18 protein-coding genes and 3 tRNA genes are annotated in these 19,526 nt (G+C 63.4%); 20 read left to right on the top strand and 1 reads right to left on the bottom strand.

The genetic code is table 11. The annotated features are described in order from the left end of the window. Positions 1-257: 257 nt before the first annotated feature. Positions 258-710 carry a CopD family protein gene (locus HNW77_RS12425; RefSeq protein WP_172158016.1) on the bottom strand — a complete coding sequence of 151 codons (453 nt, stop codon included), beginning with the start codon at positions 708-710 and terminating at the stop codon, positions 258-260. A 154-nt stretch (positions 711-864) separates the two neighbouring features. On the opposite strand from HNW77_RS12425, the gene HNW77_RS12420 reads away from it, so the two are divergent. The 20 genes from HNW77_RS12420 to nuoK all read left to right on the top strand — a co-directional run bounded on the left by HNW77_RS12420 (position 865) and on the right by nuoK (position 19,522). Next, positions 865-2,310: an NAD(P)H-hydrate dehydratase gene (locus tag HNW77_RS12420; RefSeq protein ID WP_408886835.1), complete on the top strand. Its 1,446-nt coding sequence runs from the start codon at positions 865-867 to the stop codon at positions 2,308-2,310. Positions 2,311-2,391: 81 nt separating this feature from the next. Continuing rightward, positions 2,392-2,476, top strand: a tRNA-Leu gene (locus HNW77_RS12415). Between the two features lie 97 nt (positions 2,477-2,573). After that, entirely contained in the window at positions 2,574-3,911 is a 1,338-nt protein-coding gene (gene tig, locus HNW77_RS12410; protein ID WP_172158014.1) for a trigger factor, read from the top strand. A gap of 264 nt (positions 3,912-4,175) precedes the next feature. Next, positions 4,176-4,811: an ATP-dependent Clp protease proteolytic subunit gene (locus HNW77_RS12405; protein ID WP_061272180.1), complete on the top strand. Its 636-nt coding sequence runs from the start codon at positions 4,176-4,178 to the stop codon at positions 4,809-4,811. A 134-nt stretch (positions 4,812-4,945) separates the two neighbouring features. Further along, positions 4,946-6,205: an ATP-dependent Clp protease ATP-binding subunit ClpX gene (gene clpX, locus HNW77_RS12400; protein ID WP_172158013.1), complete on the top strand. Its 1,260-nt coding sequence runs from the start codon at positions 4,946-4,948 to the stop codon at positions 6,203-6,205. A gap of 160 nt (positions 6,206-6,365) precedes the next feature. Further along, positions 6,366-8,861 (top strand): endopeptidase La, encoded by a 2,496-nt coding sequence (gene lon, locus HNW77_RS12395; protein ID WP_172158012.1) that lies wholly within the window; start codon positions 6,366-6,368, stop codon positions 8,859-8,861. 181 nt (positions 8,862-9,042) lie between these two features. Continuing rightward, entirely contained in the window at positions 9,043-9,330 is a 288-nt protein-coding gene (locus tag HNW77_RS12390; RefSeq protein WP_061272185.1) for an HU family DNA-binding protein, read from the top strand. A gap of 82 nt (positions 9,331-9,412) precedes the next feature. After that, positions 9,413-9,487: transfer RNA gene (locus tag HNW77_RS12385), tRNA-Val, on the top strand. A gap of 34 nt (positions 9,488-9,521) precedes the next feature. Beyond that, positions 9,522-9,598 (top strand) — tRNA-Asp (locus HNW77_RS12380). A 292-nt stretch (positions 9,599-9,890) separates the two neighbouring features. Further along, complete coding sequence (locus HNW77_RS12375) at positions 9,891-10,256, top strand: NADH-quinone oxidoreductase subunit A (RefSeq protein WP_061272187.1); 366 nt, start codon at positions 9,891-9,893, stop codon at positions 10,254-10,256. Positions 10,257-10,279: 23 nt separating this feature from the next. Next, positions 10,280-10,861, top strand: coding sequence for a NuoB/complex I 20 kDa subunit family protein (locus HNW77_RS12370; protein ID WP_172158011.1), 582 nt, complete (start codon positions 10,280-10,282; stop codon positions 10,859-10,861). Between the two features lies 1 nt (position 10,862). Beyond that, positions 10,863-11,519 carry an NADH-quinone oxidoreductase subunit C gene (locus HNW77_RS12365; protein ID WP_172158017.1) on the top strand — a complete coding sequence of 219 codons (657 nt, stop codon included), beginning with the start codon at positions 10,863-10,865 and terminating at the stop codon, positions 11,517-11,519. Positions 11,520-11,523: 4 nt separating this feature from the next. Further along, the gene (locus tag HNW77_RS12360; protein WP_172158010.1) at positions 11,524-12,780 is read left to right on the top strand and encodes an NADH-quinone oxidoreductase subunit D; all 1,257 of its coding nucleotides are present in this window, start codon (positions 11,524-11,526) and stop codon (positions 12,778-12,780) included. Positions 12,781-12,785: 5 nt separating this feature from the next. After that, positions 12,786-13,436 (top strand): complex I 24 kDa subunit family protein, encoded by a 651-nt coding sequence (locus HNW77_RS12355; RefSeq protein ID WP_172158009.1) that lies wholly within the window; start codon positions 12,786-12,788, stop codon positions 13,434-13,436. A gap of 5 nt (positions 13,437-13,441) precedes the next feature. Continuing rightward, positions 13,442-14,767, top strand: coding sequence for an NADH-quinone oxidoreductase subunit NuoF (gene nuoF, locus HNW77_RS12350; RefSeq protein WP_172158008.1), 1,326 nt, complete (start codon positions 13,442-13,444; stop codon positions 14,765-14,767). 5 nt (positions 14,768-14,772) lie between these two features. Further along, positions 14,773-16,839 (top strand): NADH-quinone oxidoreductase subunit NuoG, encoded by a 2,067-nt coding sequence (gene nuoG / locus HNW77_RS12345; RefSeq protein WP_172158007.1) that lies wholly within the window; start codon positions 14,773-14,775, stop codon positions 16,837-16,839. 4 nt (positions 16,840-16,843) lie between these two features. Continuing rightward, positions 16,844-17,866, top strand: a complete 1,023-nt coding sequence (gene nuoH, locus HNW77_RS12340) for an NADH-quinone oxidoreductase subunit NuoH (RefSeq protein ID WP_061272199.1) — start codon at positions 16,844-16,846, stop codon at positions 17,864-17,866. After that, positions 17,866-18,354 (top strand): NADH-quinone oxidoreductase subunit NuoI, encoded by a 489-nt coding sequence (gene nuoI / locus HNW77_RS12335; protein WP_172158006.1) that lies wholly within the window; start codon positions 17,866-17,868, stop codon positions 18,352-18,354. Before nuoH ends, nuoI begins: the two co-directional genes overlap by 1 nt. Before the next feature lie 78 nt (positions 18,355-18,432). Then, positions 18,433-19,206 (top strand): NADH-quinone oxidoreductase subunit J, encoded by a 774-nt coding sequence (locus tag HNW77_RS12330; protein WP_172158005.1) that lies wholly within the window; start codon positions 18,433-18,435, stop codon positions 19,204-19,206. Continuing rightward, positions 19,199-19,522 (top strand): NADH-quinone oxidoreductase subunit NuoK, encoded by a 324-nt coding sequence (nuoK, locus tag HNW77_RS12325; protein WP_172158004.1) that lies wholly within the window; start codon positions 19,199-19,201, stop codon positions 19,520-19,522. The genes HNW77_RS12330 and nuoK overlap by 8 nt, the downstream gene beginning before the upstream one ends. The last annotated feature ends 4 nt before the right edge of the window (positions 19,523-19,526 follow it).

Below are 19,526 nucleotides of genomic sequence, written 5' to 3'. Positions count from 1 at the left end.
TTGCGGAACGGGTCGGGGCGGGGGACGTTTTTTTGGCGCTCAAATTACTCTCGAACGTATCAGCAGATGAATATGGCCCCGTCCGATTGCCACCGTGTCGCGCTGTATCAGGCTGCCGTCCCTGATGTACCTGCAGCAATGCAGGGAAGGGGAGTGTGACACGCGACGGGGTAGAGACCCCTCAAAGCGCCACAATCCCTGTGCGTATCGAGATTTTCAATGGAAATCAAGGGGGCGTGAGGTTACGCCCCACATTTTCAGAAAGGATGGGCCAGGCAGGCGGTGATGATGGTCAGGATGCCGATTCCCGTGTTGAGCAGCACCAGCGAGCGGATCGAGTCGAACTGCCCCGGCTGCGGGCGCAGGGCGCGGCGGGCCTTCTGGTAGGGGCCGAAATAGATGCGCGCGAACACGCCCGCCATGATCAGCCCGAACAGCTGCATGAGGTTGATCTGCCACGGCACGACCGCAAACCCGCCCTCATGCCAGATCATGAGCCAGCCGCTCACGAGCACCATGGGCATGGTGTGCCACACGATGCGGAAAAAGCGGTTCAGCGTCTGCAGGTGCACCGAGGCGCGCTGCGTTGCATCGAGCAGGCCGAGGCTGGGCTTGAGCACGAAGGCCGCATACATCATGCCGCCAACCCAGGCCGCCATGCCTGTAATATGGAGTGCGAGCACAAGGCTCCAGACAATGGAAAGGGACATGAAGCCTCCTTGCGGGGATAAGGAATAAGGAAAACGCGCACCTGCCATAAAGCAGGATGCGGGATGCTTGTTTCCTCATTCCTGTATCATGTGCAAGGCCAGTGCGGCAGCCAATTGCCGGGAAAGGGAAAAGAACATGCCCGCCAACGAACAGATGCACGCCCATCAGGCCAGCCGCCTCGTGCTGCCCACGCCAGCACAGATGGGCCAGGTCGACACCGCTGCCGCCCGCAGCGTGCCGGTCTCGACGCTTATGGAAAACGCAGGCCGCGCGGTGGCGCGCGCCATACGCCAGCACATGCGCCCGTGCCGGGTGCTGGTGCTGTGCGGGCCAGGCAATAATGGCGGTGATGGCTACGTGGCTGCCCGCAGGCTGGCCGAGCAGGGCTGGCCGGTTTCGGTGGCACGCCTCGCCGCCCCGCGCCCCGGCGGGGATGAAGCGGCTGCCGCCGCCTTGTGGCGCGGGCCGATGGTGCCGTTTACCCCTGAAAGTGCGGCCGCCTTCGACCTGGTGGTGGACGGGGTGTTCGGCGCGGGGCTGAGCCGCGATGTGGCGCCCGAGGTGGTGGCCGTGCTCGAGGCGGCGCAGCGCATCGTGGCCATCGACATGCCCAGCGGCGTGGATGGGGCGACGGGGGGCGTGTGTGGCGGTGCGGCGCAGGCGGAGATGACGGTCACCTTCTGCCGCCTCAAGCCCGGCCACCTGCTGCTGCCCGGCCGCACGCTGTGCGGGCGCATGGTGCTGGCCGATATCGGCATTCCCGAATCCGCGCTCGGAAGTGTGGCGATTCGCACATGGCGCAATGAGCCCGGCCTGTGGCGCACGCCGCCCTGCACGGTCAGTTCCTATAAATACAGCCGTGGCGTGGTCAGCATCTGCGGCGGGCGCGAGATGCCGGGTGCGGCCCGGCTTTCCGCCGCGGGCGCGCGGGCGGCAGGGGCGGGGCTGGTGCGCCTCGCCGCAGGGGACAGTGCCGAGGTTTACCGCATGACCGCGCCTGCCGGCCTGATCGTGGATTCCGACCCGCTGGAAACCCTGCTGCAAGATAAACGCCGCCATGTATGGGTGTGCGGCCCCGGCCTGTCGGTGGCGGAGGTGGCGGCGGTCTTTCCGGCCCTGGTGGCGGCAGGACGGGCGGTGATTGCCGATGCCGGGGCCTTCAGTATGGCGGCAGGCCACCCCGGGCGGCTGAAGGGGGCCGCCATCATCACGCCGCATATCGGCGAGTTCTCGCGCGTGTTCGGCACGCCGGGTGCCGACCGGGTGGAGGCCGCGCGTGCGGCGGCGGCGGGCACGGGGGCCGTGACGGTGCTCAAGGGGCCGGATACCATCATCGCTGCCCCCGATGGCCGGGTTGCGATCAATGACCACGCCACCCCCATGCTGGGCACGGCAGGCTCGGGCGATACGCTGACCGGCATCATCGCCGCCATGCTCGCCGCCGGCATGCCTGCGTGGGAGGCGGCCTGCGCGGGCGTCTGGCTGCATGGCGATGCGGCGCTGCATGCGGGGCAATGGCCACTGGCCGAGGATTTTGACCGCCACGTCGGCACGGCGCGCCACCGGGCGGAGGGGCTGGCGAAAAAAGTTTTCGGCTGAAAAGCCCAATCCTTTTCCCTTCGCATCTTGCCCCATGGCCTGTGGTGCGCTAAAGCCGCGCGCTTACAGGCTGGGCACTGTGCGGGCGTGGTGGAATTGGTAGACACGCCAGATTTAGGTTCTGGTGGCGCAAGCTGTGGGGGTTCAAGTCCCTCCGCCCGTACCAATGATCCCGGCAAGTCGCGTTATGCGAGCAGACGTGGTGGCCCCAACCGGCCTCTTGCGTTCTTTGACACGTTCTGACCGAGAGGATGGCCTGGCAGATGCAGGTTACTGAAACGCTTTCCGATGGCCTGAAGCGCGGTTTCACCGTTACGGTGCCCGCAGCAGAAATCGAGAGCAAGCGCACCGCGCGCCTGAAAGAAGTTGGACAGTCCATGAAGCTGCCGGGTTTCCGCCCGGGCAAGGTGCCGATGAGCATCCTGCAGCAGCGTTTTGGCGAATCCGTGCAGGGTGAGGTGATGGAGCAGGTCGTCAGCGACGCGACCCGCACCCTGCTTGACGAGCGCGGCCTGCGCCCTGCCATGCAGCCGAAGGTTGACCTCGTTTCCGGCAGCGAGCCGGGCAGCAAGGAAGACCTGAAGTTCACGGTCGAGTTCGAGATCCTGCCCGAGATCACCATTCCCGACCTGTCCACCCTGTCGCTCGTGCGCCTCAAGTCCGAGGTGAATGCCGAGACGGTGGACAAGGCGCTCAAGGAGATCGCGAGCCGCCAGCGCGAGTTCGAGAAGGTCGAGGAAGACCGCCCCGCTGCCGATGGCGACGTGGTGAGCGTGGACTTCGTGGGCAAGGTTGACGGCACGGCCTTTGAAGGCGGTTCCGCTGACGACGTGAACGTCGAACTCGGTGGTGCCGGCTTCATCCCCGGTTTTGCCGAGCAGATCGTGGGCATGAAGGCCGGTGAAGAAAAAGTGATCACCGTCACCTTCCCCGCCGATTACGGCGCGGAGCACCTTGCGGGCAAGGAAGCCACCTTCGACATCAAGGTCAAGGAACTCAAGCGCCCGGTCGAAGCCAAGATCGACGACGAGCTGGCCAAGAAGCTCGGCTTCGAGGGCCTCGAGCAGGTGCGCGAGCTGATCACGCAGCAGGTCACGCAGGAATACGACCAGCTTTCCCGCCTGCGCCTCAAGCGCGAGCTGCTCGACAAGCTGGCTGAAAAGACCGACTTCCAGGCGCCTCCGGGCATGGTCGATGCCGAGTTCAGCCAGATCTGGGCCCGCATCGAGGAAGACCGCAAGGCCGGTCGCCTCGATGAGGAAGACAAGGACAAGGACGAGGACACCCTGCGCGCGGACTATCGCAAGATTGCCGAGCGCCGCGTGAAGCTTGGCCTGCTGCTTGCCGAGATCGGTCGTGTGAACAACATCACCGTGACGCAGGAAGAAATCGTGCACGCCGTCCGGGCCGAAGCCGCGCGCTACCCGGGCCAGGAACAGGCCGTGTTCGAATATTTCGGCAAGAACCCGCAGGCGATCGATGGCCTGCGTGGCCCGATCTTCGAGAACAAGGTCATCGACTACATCGTCGAGCTGGCCAAGGTCGAGGATAAGGTCGTGACGCCGGAAGAACTGGCCGAAATGCCGGAAGCTGACGTCTGATCCGCTCTGGCGGCATAGGTAACGCCTGCGGCGCGCGGAAGGGGACTTCCGCGCGCCGCAAGTGTTTGTGGACAGGTGAATGCGTGCGGATTGTGCAGCCCGTTCCTGGCAAAATGACAGGGGTGGGGTGGTATCTGGCGTGTTTGTCTCTATTTTGTCATAAGTAACCGGGAAGGGTCCGGCTGCGCCCGCGCTGTCCGTGCCTCCTGCACCGGGCGCGCGACGTGGAACGGGGCCTTGCTTTTCAGGATCGGGAATATGGCTATGAGGGATCGGGATCCCGTAGAGATCTTCAATAACGCTCTGGTACCGATGGTGGTCGAGCAGACCTCCCGCGGGGAACGGGCATTCGACATCTATTCCCGCCTTCTGCAGGAACGGATCATCTTTCTCACCGGGCCGGTCTATGATCAGGTCTCGGCGCTGGTTTCCGCGCAGCTGCTTTATCTGGAAAGCGTGAACCCCAGCAAGGAAATCTCGTTCTACATCAACAGCCCCGGCGGCGTGGTGTCGGCCGGGCTCGCCATCTACGACACCATGCAGTACATCCGCTGCCCCGTCAGCACGGTGTGCATCGGGCAGGCGGCCTCGATGGGGTCGCTGCTGCTGGCCGGTGGCGAGAAGGGGCGGCGATTCGCGCTGCCCAATTCACGCGTCATGGTGCACCAGCCTTCGGGCGGGGCGCAGGGCCAGGCCAGCGATATCGAGATCCAGGCGCAGGAAATCCTGACCATCCGCCAGCGCCTGAACGAGATCTACAAGGAGCACACCGGCCGCACGCTCGAGGAGATCGAGCAGAAGCTGGAGCGTGACAGCTACATGTCCGCCGAAGAGGCGCAGGCATTCGGCATTGTGGATGAAGTGGTCCGTCGTAACGTTGCATCAAAACCTGCAGAGTAATCTGCATGAGGGGGCGCGTTCGCAGGCGTGCCCCCGGCCCCGGTGGGGAAGGGTGGCCTGCGGCGGTCCGGGCAGCGTTCTTCGCCCGGTCGCAAGGTATGGAGAAGTTCCCCTGAGCGGGAATAGGAGCGGTTATGAATAACAAATCCGGCGATTCCAAAAATACGCTTTACTGCTCGTTCTGCGGCAAGTCGCAGCACGAGGTCCGCAAACTGATCGCCGGTCCCACCGTGTTCATTTGCGATGAATGCGTCGAATTGTGCATGGATATCATCCGCGAGGAGCATAAGACGCATCTGGTCAAGTCGCGCGACGGGGTGCCTACGCCGCGTGAAATCTGCAAGATCCTTGATGATTACGTCATCGGGCAGGGGCATGCGAAGAAGGTGCTGTCGGTGGCGGTGCACAACCACTACAAGCGCCTCGCCCACGCCCAGAAGAACAATGATGTCGAGATTGCAAAATCCAACATCATGCTCATCGGCCCCACCGGCTCGGGCAAGACCCTGCTGGCCCAGACGCTCGCCCGCATCCTCGACGTGCCCTTCACCATGGCTGACGCCACCACCCTGACCGAAGCAGGCTACGTGGGCGAGGATGTGGAGAACATCATCCTCAAGCTCCTGCAGGCAGCCGACTACAATGTGGAGAAGGCCCAGCGCGGCATTGTCTATATCGACGAGATCGACAAGATCTCGCGCAAGTCGGACAACCCCTCGATTACGCGCGACGTGAGCGGCGAGGGCGTGCAGCAGGCCCTGCTCAAGATCATGGAAGGCACCGTGGCCTCCGTGCCGCCGCAGGGCGGGCGCAAGCACCCGCAGCAGGAATTCCTGCAAGTTGACACCACCAACATGCTGTTCATCTGCGGTGGCGCGTTTGCGGGGCTGGACAAGATCATCAGCGCGCGCGGCAAGGGCTCGGGCATCGGCTTCGGCGCCGATGTGCAGTCGCCCGACGAGCGGCGCATGGGCGCCGTGCTGCGCGAGGTGGAGCCCGAGGACCTGCTGAAATTCGGCCTGATCCCCGAATTCATCGGTCGCCTGCCCGTGGTTGCCACGCTTGAAGATCTTGATGAGGCGGCCCTGATCGAGATCCTGACCAAGCCCAAGAACGCGCTCGTCAAACAGTATGCCCGCCTGTTCCAGATGGAGGACGTGCAACTCACCTTCACCGAGGATGCGCTGCGCCAGGTGGCCCAGCGCGCCATTGCGCGGCGCACGGGGGCCCGTGGCCTGCGTGCCATTCTCGAGAGTATCCTGCTGTCGACCATGTTCGAGCTTCCCGGCCTGAAGAATGTCGAGGAAGTGGTGGTCAACAAGGAAGTGGCCGAGGGCAAGGCGCAGCCCGTCTATGTGTATGGCAAGAACCAGCCGGCCGAACAGTCCGCCTGACGGTCTGGCCGCTTTACGCCGAATTGTCGCCACCACTTGTGGTGGCGGCGCGTCGTGACAACATTGAAGTGAGGTTGTCGCATATGCGGCGCAACGGATGGGCAGGCCACGTGCTTGGGTGCCCATCCGGGATCGTCCATCAGGAGGTCAAAAAAACAATATGTCTGAAACTGACAGACTGACTCCCGTGCCCGAAGGCACGGAAACCACCGAGAACAACACCACCGGCACCCCCGTCGCCGCCACGCGTGGCGTGGAGGAAGCCGAGGATGACGCATCGCGTGACACGATTGCCGTGCTGCCCCTGCGCGATATTGTCGTCTTCCCGCACATGATCGTGCCGCTGTTCGTGGGGCGTGAGAAATCCGTCCGCGCGCTTGAGGCGGTGACGCGCAGCGACAAGCAGATCCTGCTCGTGGCCCAGAAGAACGCGGCGCAGGATGACCCCTCGCCCGATGACATCTATCGCTACGGCACGGTCTCGACCATCCTGCAACTGCTCAAGCTGCCCGATGGCACGGTCAAGGTGCTGGTCGAGGGCGGCAGGCGCGCGCACATCACCGCGCTGCACGAGGTCGATGGCCATTTCGAGGCCGAGATCGAGGACGTGCCCGAGCAGGAAACCGACGGCAAGGAAGCCGAGGCCATCGGCCGCACGCTGATCGGCCAGTTCGAGCAGTACATCAAGCTGAACAAGAAGATCGCGCCCGAGGTGCTGGTCTCGCTCAACCAGATCGATGACCTGTCAAAGCTCGCGGACACCATTGCCAGCCACCTGAACCTGAAGATTCCCGAAAAGCAGGAAATCCTCGAGATCCAGGACGTGAATGCGCGCCTGGAGCGGGTTTTCGCGCATATGGAAGCCGAGATCGGCGTGCTGCAGGTGGAAAAGCGCATCCGCAACCGCGTCAAGCGGCAGATGGAGAAGACCCAGCGCGAGTACTACCTCAACGAGCAGCTCAAGGCGATCCAGAAGGAACTTGGCGAAGGCGAGGACGGCAAGGACGAAACCGCCGAGCTTGAGGAAAAGATCGCCAAGACCAAGCTGAGCAAGGAAGCACGCGAAAAGGCCCTGGCCGAGCTGAAGAAGCTGCGGAGCATGAGCCCGATGTCTGCCGAGTCGACGGTGGTGCGCAACTATCTCGACTGGATTCTGGGCATTCCGTGGAAGAAGCGCTCGAAGGTCCGCCATGACCTGTCCGAGGCCCAGAAGGTGCTCGATACCGACCATTACGGGCTGGAGAAGGTCAAGGAACGCATCATCGAGTACCTGGCCGTGCAGAGTCGCGCCCAGAAGCTCAAGGGGCCGATCCTGTGCCTTGTGGGGCCGCCGGGCGTGGGCAAGACTTCGCTTGCCAAATCCATTGCCAAGGCGACGGGGCGGCAGTACGTGCGCATGTCGCTTGGTGGCATGCGTGACGAGGCCGAGATCCGTGGCCACCGCCGCACCTATATCGGCTCCATGCCCGGCAAGATCATCCAGGGCATGAAGAAGGCCAAGACCTCGAATCCGCTGTTCCTGCTGGATGAGATCGACAAGCTCGGTGCCGACTGGCGGGGTGATCCGTCCTCCGCCCTGCTTGAAGTGCTGGACCCCGAGCAGAATTCGACCTTTGGCGATCACTATCTGGAGGTCGATTATGACCTGTCGGATGTGATGTTCATCACCACCGCCAACAGCCTGAACATGCCCCAGCCGCTGCTGGACCGCATGGAGATCATCCGCCTGTCGGGTTACACCGAGGATGAGAAGGTCGAGATCGCCAAGCGCCACCTGCTGGGCAAGCAGACGGAGGCCAACAACCTCAAGCCGGGCGAATGGTCGGTGTCGGATGATGCCCTGCGCGAGCTGATTCGCAGCTACACGCGTGAGGCGGGCGTGCGTAACCTCGAGCGCGAAATCGCGACACTGGCCCGCAAGGCCGTGACCGAGATCGTGACCGGCAAGGCCAAGACCGTGGCGATCACGGCCGAGAACCTTGAGAAATACGCAGGCGTGAAGCGCTTCCGCCACGGTGAGACCGAGTCGGAAGACATGGTCGGAGTCGTGACCGGACTGGCCTGGACCGAAGTGGGCGGGGAAATCCTGACCATCGAAAGCGTGATGGTGCCGGGCAAGGGCAACATCAAGCTGACCGGCAAGCTCGGTGACGTGATGAAGGAAAGTGTCGCGGCAGCATTGTCCTATGTGCGCAGCCGGGCCGTGACCTTTGGCATCAGCCCGGCCCTGTTTGAAAAGCGCGACCTGCACGTGCATGTGCCCGAGGGTGCCACGCCCAAGGATGGTCCTTCGGCCGGTATCGCCATGGCGACCTCGATCGTGAGCGTGATGACGGGCATCCCCGTGCGGCGCGACGTTGGCATGACCGGCGAAATCACGCTGCGTGGCCGTGTGCTGCCGATTGGCGGCCTGAAGGAGAAGCTGCTGGCCGCCCACCGCGCGGGGCTGCGCACCATCTTCATCCCCAAGGATAACGAGAAGGATCTTGTGGATATCCCCTCGGTGGTGACCGAGGCGCTGACCATCCTGCCGGTGTCGCATGTGGATGAAGTGATTGGCCAGGCACTGGTGGAAAAGCCGGAGCCGATCGAGTGGACGGAGCCGGTGGCGGCCACGGGCACCGAAGGGGCTGCAACACCTGCATTGACGCATTGAGCGCCGTAGGGCAGGGGTGCGTGGTCGCAAAATTGTCATGATGGAGGGGAATGACGGTTTTCTCTGTCATTCCCCGAATTCTGTTGGTTGACGTGAGAAAAAACAGCGGCATAGTGCGAGCAGAAATGCGGCGCGATGTTTGAACGATTGCGTAAGCGCACAGTACAAAGAAAGGCGTAAAATGGAGAAGCCACTTAACAAGCAGGAACTGGTTGCTGCGGTAGCCGAGGAAGCCGATCTGGCCAAAGCCAAGGCTGGCGAAGTGGTTGATGCGGTTTTCGGTGCGATCGAAAAGGCGCTGGCAAACAATCAGGAAGTTCGCCTGGTCGGTTTCGGCACGTTCGTTACGGCGACCCGCAAGGCCGCCAAGGGCCGCAACCCCCGCACGGGTGAACCGCTGGACATTCCGGAATCCACGTCCGTGCGTTTCAAGCCGGGCAAGAACCTGAAGGAAGCGGTCAGCAAGTAAGACCGCCTGTTTTCAGGAAAAAAAGAGGGGGCAATCCATTTTCCGGGTTGCCCCCTTTTTTGTAATCCCTTACTAGGGGCGCGGGCGATTAGCTTAGCGGTAGAGCATCTCGTTTACACCGAGAGGGTCGGCGGTTCGATCCCGTCATCGCCCACCATGTTTTCCTGTTGCCATGCAGGGACATGCCCCATGCGGGTGTAGCTCAGTTGGTTAGAGCGCCGGCCTGTCACGCCGGAGGTCGCGGGTTCGAGCCCCGTCACTCGCGCCACTATGGCGTAGCCCATCATAAAATGTTCCGCACCACGCCAGATGCCCGTGCACTGGCGTTTTTTTATGCGTGCTTTCCCACACGAAAAAATGAGAACAATAAATCGTGCCATAATGGCCGGAGCAGAACAGTGTTGACGGAAGCGTTACTGTATTCGTCTTCACGGTAATGTTCATGAATGCACACGGTTAAGTAACTGTTCCCCCCACCGGGTTGGGTCTAGCATCCCTTCAGCCACATATAAGTCGATAAAGACACCGGGCGGCGTATTAACAGGTTGGGAACACGGAAGATGCATTCCGTTATCGCTGATTATTTGCCCGTACTGATATTCGGGTGCATTGCCGTGGTCATTGCGGGCGCCATGCTGGGCAGTTCGCTGCTTTTTGGCCACCAGAAACCCTATGCCGAGAAAACGTCGGCCTATGAATGTGGTTTCGAGGCATTTGACAATGCCCGCCGCCGTTTTGACGTGCGGTTCTACCTGGTGGCGATCCTGTTCATCATTTTCGACCTTGAGGTCGCTTTTCTCTTTCCCTGGGCGCTCAGCCTGTCGCGCATCGGCTGGTTCGGCTTCGCCTCCATGATGGGTTTCCTCGGCGTTCTGGTCGTCGGCTTCATTTACGAATGGAGCAAGGGCGCCCTGGACTGGGATTGAACATGACAAGGGGAGGCGCCCCGATGGGCAACGACGATACCTCAGGGCCGGGCCGGCCCGCTGACAGCATTGCCTGGAACCGCGAGATGCTGCCCCCCGGGGCGGAGCAGGATGCGGTGATAAAAGGCATTACCGGCGAGATGACGGAAAAGGGCTTTGTCGTCGCCAGTCTCGACAAGCTGGTCAACTGGGGGCGCACGGGCAGCCTGTGGCCCATGTCGTTCGGGCTGGCCTGCTGTGCGGTGGAAATGATCCACGCCTACATGCCGCGCTACGATCTCGACCGCATGGGCATCATCCCGCGTGGCTCGCCACGCCAGTCCGATGTGATGATCGTGGCGGGCACGCTCACCAACAAGATGGCCCCGGCGCTGCGGCGCGTGTACGACCAGATGGCCGAGCCGCGCTGGGTCATCTCCATGGGGTCATGCGCCAACGGCGGCGGGTATTACCATTATTCCTATTCCGTCGTGCGCGGGTGCGACCGCATCGTGCCGGTGGATGTGTATGTGCCCGGCTGCCCGCCTACGGCGGAGGCGCTGATCTACGGCATCCTGCAACTGCAGAAGAAAATCCGCAGGACGGGGACAATCCGCCGTGGCTGATGTGCAGAACCTTCCCGCAAGCCAGCCGCGCGGGGTTACGGGCAGCCTTGGGGCCATCAGCTTCCGCCTGTCCACCACCATTCCGGGCATCATGTCCGCTGGCATCGAAAAGGGCGAGCTTGTGGTACGCACCACGCGCGACCGGCTGCTCGCGCTCATGGCCATGCTGCGCGATGACCCGCTTTATGCCTGCCAGCAGGTGATGGACATATGCGGCGTGGACTTTCCCGACCGTGCGGAACGCTTCGAGGTGGTCTACAACCTGCTCTCGGTCACCCATAACCACCGTATCCGCGTGATCGTGACCACGGATGAGACCCATCCCGTGCCGTCGGTGCACCAGCTCTGGCCTGCCGCCACATGGTGGGAGCGCGAGGCCTATGACCTGTTCGGCATCCTGTTTACCGACCAGCCGGACCTGCGCCGCATCCTGACCGATTACGGCTTCGAGGGGCACCCGCTGCGCAAGGACTTCCCGCTGACCGGCTATGTCGAGATGCGGTACGACGAGGAACGGCGGCAGGTGGTCTATGAGCCGGTCGACCTGGTGCAGGACTTCCGCAATTTCGACTTTGAATCGCCATGGGAAGGCATCCTGACCCTGCCGGGCGATGAAAAGGCCCATGCCGACCGCCACGACATCAAGCGAAAGGGCTGAGCCGATGAGCGATGTCACCCTGCGTAGCGATACGGACATTCCCGACAGCCTGCTGCCAGAAGAGCCCGATGGCGAGGTGAAGCGTCATGTGGTGGAAATTGACTCCCACGCGCTGAATTTCGGCCCCCAGCACCCGTCCGCCCATGGCGTGCTGCGGCTGGTGCTGGAAATGGAGGGCGAGGTCGTGGCCCGCGCCATCCCGCATGTCGGGCTTTTGCATCGCGGCACGGAAAAGCTGATCGAATACAAGACCTACCCCAAGGCACTGCCCTATTTCGACCGGCTCGATTACGTCTCGCCCATGTGCGAGGAGCAGGCCTTTGCGCTGGCGGTGGAAAAGCTGCTCGACATCGAGGCCCCGGACCGCGCGAAGTGGATCCGGGTGATGTTTGCCGAGATCACGCGCATCCTCAACCATATCCTCAACCTGACCTCCTTCGGGCTGGATTGTGGCGCGCTGACACCCGCGCTGTGGGGGTATGAGGAACGCGAGAAGCTGATCGAGTTCTACGAGGCCGCATCCGGCGCGCGCTTCCATGCCAATTACGTCCGCCCCGGCGGCGTGGCGCAGGACCTGCCCGCCGGGCTGGAGGAGCGCATTGCCAACTGGGCAGGTACCTTCCCGCAATGGATCGACGACCTTGAAAGCCTGCTGACCAGCAACCGTATCTGGAAGCAGCGCACGGTGGGCATTGGCGTGTTCACCACCGAGCAGGCGCTGGCCTGGGGCTTCAGCGGGCCGTGCCTGCGCGCTTCCGGCGTGCCGTGGGACCTGCGCCGCAGCCAGCCCTATGACAATTACGACAAGGTGCACTTCAACGTGCCGGTGGGCCGACAGGGTGACTGCTACGACCGCTACCTCGTGCGCGTGGCCGAGATGCGCGAGAGCGTAAAGATCATCAACCAGTGCCTTGAGCAGATGCGCCCCGGCCCGGTGAAGGTGCAGGATCACAAGATCACGCCACCGCCCCGGCGCGAGATGAAGCGCTCGATGGAAGCGCTGATCCATCACTTCAAGCTGTTTACCGAAGGCTATCACGTGCCGCCCGGCGCCACCTACACCGTGACTGAAACGCCCAAGGGCGAGTTTGGCGTGTATCTGGTGGCCGATGGCAGCAACCGGCCGTATCGCTGCAAGATCCGGCCCACGGGCTTTTCCCATCTCCAAGCCATTGATGAGATGTCGCGCCGCCACATGCTGGCGGATGCCGTGGCCATTATCGGGTCGCTCGACCTGGTGTTTGGCGAGATTGACAGGTGACCGACATGTCCACCCAGCCCACTGCGCCTGCGGGCGCGGAACCCACCCATTTCGCATTCGATGCCGAGAGCGAGCAGCAGATTGCGGTGATCCTGGCCAAATACCCGCCCGAGCGCAAGGCAAGCGGCGTGCTGCCGCTGCTTTACGTGGTGCAAAAGCAGATGGGCCGCCAGACCGGCAGCGCGTGGATACCGCGCATCGCCATGGACGTGGTGGCCAGGCGCCTCGAGATGGCGCCGATCCGGGTGTATGAGGTCGCGACCTTCTACCTCATGTTCAATACAAAGCCGATCGGCCGCTACCATCTGCAGGTCTGCACCACCACCTCGTGCTGGCTGCGCGGCTCCGATGACGTGACGGCGGCGTGCAAGAAAGCCACCGGCATCAGCGCGTTTGGCGAGACCAGCGCGGACGGCCTGTTCACCCTGACGGAGGTGGAATGCCTTGGCGCCTGCGCCAATGCGCCGATCCTGCAGGTTGATGATGATTACTACGAGGATCTCGACGGCCCGCGCACGCTTGAACTGATCGAGGCCCTCAGGCGCGGCGAGCGCCCCACGCCCGGCCCCACCATCGACCGCCTGAACTCGGCCCCCGCGGGCGGGCGCAAGGTGCTGGTGGATGACGCCGCAATCAAGCCGCAGGGGCAGGGGTAAAGCGCATGTTGCAAGACAAGGACCGCATCTTCACCAACCTGTATGGCCAGGGTGACTGGACGCTGGCCGGTGCCCGCGCCCGGGGCGACTGGGATGGCACGGCGGAAATCCTCGCGCGCGGGCGTGACGCGATCATTGGCGAGATGAAGGCATCGGGCCTGCGCGGGCGCGGCGGGGCGGGCTTTCCCACCGGGGTCAAATGGTCGTTCATGCCCAAGAAGAATGATGGCAGGCCGCATTACCTCGTCATCAACGGTGATGAATCCGAACCCGGCACCTGCAAGGACCGCGAGATCCTGCGCCACGACCCGCACAAGCTGGTGGAAAGTGCGCTGATCGCCTCTTTCGCCATGGGGGCGCATGCGGCCTATGTCTACATTCGCGGCGAGTTCTACAACGAGGCCATGCATCTCCAGCACGCCATTGATGAGGCGTACGAGGCGGGGCTGATCGGCAAGAACGCCTGCGGCTCGGGCTGGGATTTCGACTTCTACATCCATCGCGGCGCGGGTGCCTACATCTGCGGCGAGGAAACGGCCCTGCTCGAAAGCCTTGAGGGCAAGAAGGGCCAGCCGCGCATGAAGCCGCCTTTCCCCGCCGCCATGGGCCTGTATGGCTGCCCCACCACGGTCAATAACGTGGAGAGCATTGCGGTCTCGGCCACCATCCTGCGGCGCGGGGCGGCATGGTTTGCGGGGCTGGGGCGGCCCAACAACGCGGGCAGCAAGCTCATGGCCATATCGGGCCACGTCAACACGCCGTGCGTGTTTGAAGAAGAGCTTGGCGTGCCGATGCGCGAGATCATCGAAAAGCATGGCGGTGGCGTGCGTGGCGGGTGGGACAACCTGCTGGCCGTCATCCCCGGTGGCTGCTCGGTGCCCATGCTGCCGCGTGATGTGTGCGAGAGCGTGCTGATGGATTACGACAGCCTGCGCGCCGAGGGCTCCGGCCTTGGCACGGGCTGCATGATCGTGATGGACAAATCCACCGACATCATCGCGGCCATCGCCCGGTTCTCGAAATTCTTCAAGCATGAAAGCTGCGGCCAGTGCACGCCGTGCCGCGAGGGCACGGGCTGGATGATGCGCATCATGGACCGCATGGTGGAAGGCCGCGCCGAGATCGAGGAGATCGACATGCTCGAGCAGGTCACCCGCCAGGTGGAAGGCCACACCATCTGCGCGCTGGGCGATGCGGCGGCATGGCCCATACAGGGGCTGATCCGCCGGTTCCGCCCGGTGATGGAGGAACGCATCCACGCCTACAAGGCGGCCCATGGTGGCGGCCGACTGGTGCAGGTGCCCACCGGCCTTGTTGAAGCGGCGGAGTAGGAACAGTGGTCAAAGTAACCGTTGACGGTATTGTGGTTGATGTCGCCCCCGGCTCTTCCGCGCTGCAGGCGTGCGAGGCGGCGGGCAAGGAAATCCCGCGCTTTTGCTACCATGAGCGGCTGTCGGTCGCGGGCAACTGCCGCATGTGCCTTGTCGAGGTCTCGGGCGGGCGCAAGCCGGTAGCCTCGTGCGGCTTTCCCATCAGCAATGGCATGCAGATCTTTACCGATACCGAGGTGGTGCGCCGTGCCCGCCGCGCGGTGATGGAGTTCCTGCTCATCAACCACCCGCTTGACTGCCCCATCTGCGACCAGGGCGGCGAATGCGACCTGCAGGACCAGGCCTTCGGCTACGGAGCGGACCATTCGCGCTACCGCGAGAACAAGCGCGCGGTCACCGACAAGTATCTCGGCCCGCTGGTCAAGACGGTGATGACGCGCTGCATCCAGTGCACGCGCTGCATCCGCTTTTCCACCGAGGTGGCGGGCGTGCCCGAACTCGGCGGCGTATCCCGTGGCGAGAACCTCGAGATCACCAATTACGTCGAGAAGGCACTGACATCCGAACTGTCGGGCAACCTGATCGATATCTGCCCCGTGGGCGCGCTGACCTCGCAGCCCTACGCCTTCTCCTCCCGGCCGTGGGAACTCAAGCGCACGGACTCCATTGATGTGTGCGATGCGGTGGGCACCAACATCGTCATGCAGGCCCGCGGGGCGTCGGTGCTGCGCATCGTGCCGCGCATCAATGATGAGGTGAACGAGGAATGGCTGGCTGACAAGGGCCGCTTCGTGGTCGATGGCTTCCGCCGCCGCCGCCTCGACCGGCCCTGGGTGCGGGTGGACGGCAAGCTCCAGCCCGCAGGCTGGGCGGATGCGTTCTCGCTCATCGCAACGCGCCTCAAGGGCGTGCCGGGCGCGCGCATCGGCGCGATTGCCGGTGACATGTGCGATGCCGAGAGCCTGATGGCGCTCAAGGACCTGATGGACATGCTGGGTTCGCCCAATATCGACTGCAGGCAGGACGGCGCGCATTACGATACATCGCGGCGTGACTTCTACACCTTCAATACCGGCATTGCGGGCATTGACGCGGCGGATGCGCTGCTGATCGTAGGCTCCATCCCCCGCCAGGAAGCCCCTGTGCTCAATGCCCGCATCCGCAGGCGGTTTGTCGATGCGGGACGGGGCAAATTCCCCATCGCCATGATCGGCGCGCCCAATGCCGATCCGACCTACACGGCAGACGTGCTGGGCGAGGGGCCGGACACACTGGCGAAACTCGCGGCAGGCGAACTGCCCTTTGCCGAGGTGCTGGCCAACGCCAAGAACCCCATGATCATCGTGGGCCACGGCGCGCTGACCCGCCCCGACGGGCCAGCTATTGCAAAGGCCTGCTGGGACCTGGCGGTGCAGGCGGGTGCCATCCGCCCCGACTGGCACGGCTTCAACGTGCTGCACACGGCGGCAAGCCGCATGGCGGGGCTGGACCTCGGCCTCGTGCCTGGCGCGCAGGGGCGTGACGTGGCGGGCATGCTGGGCGGCGGCGTGGACGTGCTGTGGCTGATGGGGGCCGATGAGTTCGCGGTGCAGGACATCGGGCCGGACACGTTCGTCATCTATCAGGGCCATCATGGTGATGCGGGGGCCGCGCGGGCGGATGTGATCCTGCCCGGCGTGCTCTATGCCGAGAAGCCGGGCACCTACACCAATACCGAAGGCCGCGTGCAGCGCGCCTTCCGCGCGGTCATGCCGCCGGGCGACGCGCGTGAGGACTGGCGCATCCTACGCGCTTTCTCGGAGGTGGCGGGCCGCAAGCTGCCCTATGACACGATCGAGGCCCTGCGCGCACGGATGGCGCAGGCGCACCCGGCCTACGGGCAGGCGGAACACACACGCCTTGGCACTACGGACACAACGCCCCCGCAGGCGGGCAGCGTGGCGGTGGCGGCAACGCCGTTCCATCCGGTCATTGCCGATTATTACCTGACCCATGCCGTGTGTCGCGCAAGCCCGACCATGGAAACCTGTTCGGGGATTTATGTGCGCCCCGCAATCGAGGCGGCGGAGTAGGGACATGGCGGATTTCTTCTTTCACACCACGCTTGGCCAGTTGCTGCTGATCGTGCTCGAATCCCTTGCGGTGCTCGTGCCGCTGCTGCTGGGCGTGGCCTACCTTACGCTGGCCGAGCGCAAGGTGATGGCCGCGATGCAGTTGCGCAAGGGGCCGAACGTGAACGGCCCGTTCGGCGTGCTGCAGGCCTTTGCCGATGCCATCAAGATGCTGACCAAGGAGACGGTCATTCCCTCGGGTGCCAACCGGATGCTGTTCCTGTTTGCGCCCTTCCTGACCTTCTCGCTGGCCATGATCGCGTGGGCGGTCATTCCCACGGGTAACGGGCTGGCCATTGCCAACATCAATGTGGGCATCCTCTACCTGCTGGCCATCTCCTCGCTCGGTGTTTACGGCATGCTGATCGCGGGCTGGGCGTCGAACTCCAAATACGCCTTCCTCGGCGGGCTGCGCTCGGCGGCGCAGATGGTGTCGTATGAGGTGTCCATCGGGCTGGTGATCGTGTCGGTGCTGCTGGCGGTGGGCAGCCTCAACCTCAACGACATCGTGCTGGCGCAGCGCCATGTGTGGTTCTGCCTGCCCATGTTCCCGATGTTCATCGTGTTTTTCATCTCGGCACTGGCCGAGACCAACCGCGCGCCGTTCGACCTGCCCGAGGGCGAGAGCGAACTGGTGGCAGGCTTCTTCGTGGAATATTCGGCACTCGCCTTCGGCCTGTTTTTCCTGGGTGAATACGCGAACATGTTCCTCATGTCCGGCATGGTCAGCATCCTGTTCCTGGGTGGCTGGCTGCCGCCGCTGGCCATCGCTCCCTTTACATGGATACCGGGGCCCTTGTGGCTGATCGCCAAGATCCTGTTCTGCCTGTTCGTGTTCATCTGGGTGCGCGCGACATTCCCCCGCTACCGCTATGACCAGCTCATGCGGCTGGGCTGGAAGGTGTTCCTGCCGTTCTCGCTGGCGTGGATGGTGCTGACGGCGGGCTTCCTGATGGTAACGGGCCTTCTGCCCGGAGGAGCAGGCTGATGAATACATTGACCAAAGCCGCCCGTTCCATGCTGCTTGCCGAGCTTGCGGCCGGCATGGGGGCAACGCTGAAGGCATTTTTCAAGCCCAAGGCCACGATCAACTACCCCTATGAGAAGGGCGTGCTCTCGCCGCGCTTTCGGGGCGAGCATGCGCTGCGCCGCTACCCCAATGGGGAGGAACGCTGCATTGCGTGCAAGCTGTGCGAGGCGACATGCCCTGCCGAGGCGATCACCATCGAGGCCGAACCGCGCGATGATGGCTCGCGCCGCACCACGCGCTACGACATCGACATGACCAAATGCATCTATTGCGGCCTGTGCGAGGAAGCCTGCCCGGTCGATGCGATTGTCGAGGGGCCGAATTATGAGTTCGCGACCGAAACCCGCGAAGAACTGATGTACGACAAGGACAAGCTGCTGGCCAATGGCGACCGCTGGGAAAGCGTGCTGGCCCGCAGGCTCGAGCTTGATGCCCCGTACCGCTGAACGTGCATGGCCGCCCCGGCCCATGCCGGGGAAGCCGTGCCAGCAGGAGGAAACATCCATGCGGCAGGAAACCTACCCATGATGACCCAGATTGTCTTTTACGTTTTTGCTGCGGTCCTGCTCCTGTCCGCCACCATGGTGGTGAGCGCGCGCAACCCCGTGCATTCGGTGCTGTTCCTGATCCTGGCGTTCTTCAACGCAGCCGGGCTGTTCCTGATCGCAGGCGCCGAGTTCCTGGCGATGACGCTGGTCATTGTCTATGTCGGCGCGGTGGCCGTGCTGTTCCTGTTCGTGGTCATGATGCTGGATGTCAACTTTACGCAGATGCGCGAAGGCGTGCAGCGTTACGCGCCCATTGGCGGGGTTGTGGGCGGCGTGCTGCTGGTTGAACTGCTCATGGCGTTCATGCACTGGCGGTCGGCCTCCAATATCGGGCAGATCGCGCATCTGGTGCCCTCATCACCCGAGCGCACCAATACTGCGGCTTTGGGCGATGTGATCTACACCCACTACATCTTCCTGTTCCAGGCCTGCGCGCTGGTGCTGCTGGTGGCCATGATCGGGGCCATCGTGCTCACCCTGCGCGAACGGCCGACAGGGCGGCGGCAGAACATCGACCGCCAGCATGACCGCACGGTGGCCGATTCACTTGAAATGCTGCAGGTGCCCCTTGGCGCGGGCGTGGATGCGCAGGGCGGCTTCCTGCGCCCGCGTGAGAGCTATGACATCGCCGCCGTGCCCGGCACCTACGGCACCGAGGCCTGGCGCGTGGCGGAAGCCAAGGATGCAACCGGCACCGCGCTGGTGATCGCGACGCCTGCGCATGGCACGAAAGGAGAGGGCGATGAATAGCCCGATTGAGGCCATCGGCCTGACACCCTACCTGGGCATTGGCGCGATCCTGCTGGTGCTTGGGGTGTTCGGCATTTTTCTCAACCGCAAGAACGTCATCATCATCCTGATGTCGATCGAACTGATCCTGCTTTCGGCCAATATCAATTTCGTGGCGTTCTCGGCTGCGACCGGCGACCTGTCGGGGCAGGTGATGACCCTGTTCGTGCTGACCATCGCGGCGGCGGAATCCGCCATCGGGCTGGCCATTGTCACGGTGTATTTCCGCAATCGCGGCTCGATTGAAGTCGACGATATTACGATGATGAAGGGGTAGGGAA

Source organism: Komagataeibacter melomenusus (assembly GCF_013155395.1).
Taxonomy (GTDB): Bacteria; Pseudomonadota; Alphaproteobacteria; order Acetobacterales; family Acetobacteraceae; genus Komagataeibacter; species Komagataeibacter melomenusus.
This window is presented reverse-complemented; position numbering and strand designations above follow the sequence as displayed.

Excerpts from the sequence above, each read along its gene's own strand:
- HNW77_RS12425 (WP_172158016.1), bottom strand. The coding sequence starts at position 710 with ATGTCCCTTTCCATTGTCTGGAGCCTTGTGCTCGCACTCCATATTACA.
- HNW77_RS12420 (WP_408886835.1), top strand. The coding sequence starts at position 865 with ATGCACGCCCATCAGGCCAGCCGCCTCGTGCTGCCCACGCCAGCACAG.
- tig (WP_172158014.1), top strand. The coding sequence starts at position 2,574 with ATGCAGGTTACTGAAACGCTTTCCGATGGCCTGAAGCGCGGTTTCACC.
- HNW77_RS12405 (WP_061272180.1), top strand. The coding sequence starts at position 4,176 with ATGAGGGATCGGGATCCCGTAGAGATCTTCAATAACGCTCTGGTACCG.
- clpX (WP_172158013.1), top strand. The coding sequence starts at position 4,946 with ATGAATAACAAATCCGGCGATTCCAAAAATACGCTTTACTGCTCGTTC.
- lon (WP_172158012.1), top strand. The coding sequence starts at position 6,366 with ATGTCTGAAACTGACAGACTGACTCCCGTGCCCGAAGGCACGGAAACC.
- HNW77_RS12390 (WP_061272185.1), top strand. The coding sequence starts at position 9,043 with ATGGAGAAGCCACTTAACAAGCAGGAACTGGTTGCTGCGGTAGCCGAG.
- HNW77_RS12375 (WP_061272187.1), top strand. The coding sequence starts at position 9,891 with ATGCATTCCGTTATCGCTGATTATTTGCCCGTACTGATATTCGGGTGC.
- HNW77_RS12370 (WP_172158011.1), top strand. The coding sequence starts at position 10,280 with ATGGGCAACGACGATACCTCAGGGCCGGGCCGGCCCGCTGACAGCATT.
- HNW77_RS12360 (WP_172158010.1), top strand. The coding sequence starts at position 11,524 with ATGAGCGATGTCACCCTGCGTAGCGATACGGACATTCCCGACAGCCTG.
- HNW77_RS12355 (WP_172158009.1), top strand. The coding sequence starts at position 12,786 with ATGTCCACCCAGCCCACTGCGCCTGCGGGCGCGGAACCCACCCATTTC.
- nuoF (WP_172158008.1), top strand. The coding sequence starts at position 13,442 with ATGTTGCAAGACAAGGACCGCATCTTCACCAACCTGTATGGCCAGGGT.
- nuoH (WP_061272199.1), top strand. The coding sequence starts at position 16,844 with ATGGCGGATTTCTTCTTTCACACCACGCTTGGCCAGTTGCTGCTGATC.
- nuoI (WP_172158006.1), top strand. The coding sequence starts at position 17,866 with ATGAATACATTGACCAAAGCCGCCCGTTCCATGCTGCTTGCCGAGCTT.
- HNW77_RS12330 (WP_172158005.1), top strand. The coding sequence starts at position 18,433 with ATGATGACCCAGATTGTCTTTTACGTTTTTGCTGCGGTCCTGCTCCTG.
- nuoK (WP_172158004.1), top strand. The coding sequence starts at position 19,199 with ATGAATAGCCCGATTGAGGCCATCGGCCTGACACCCTACCTGGGCATT.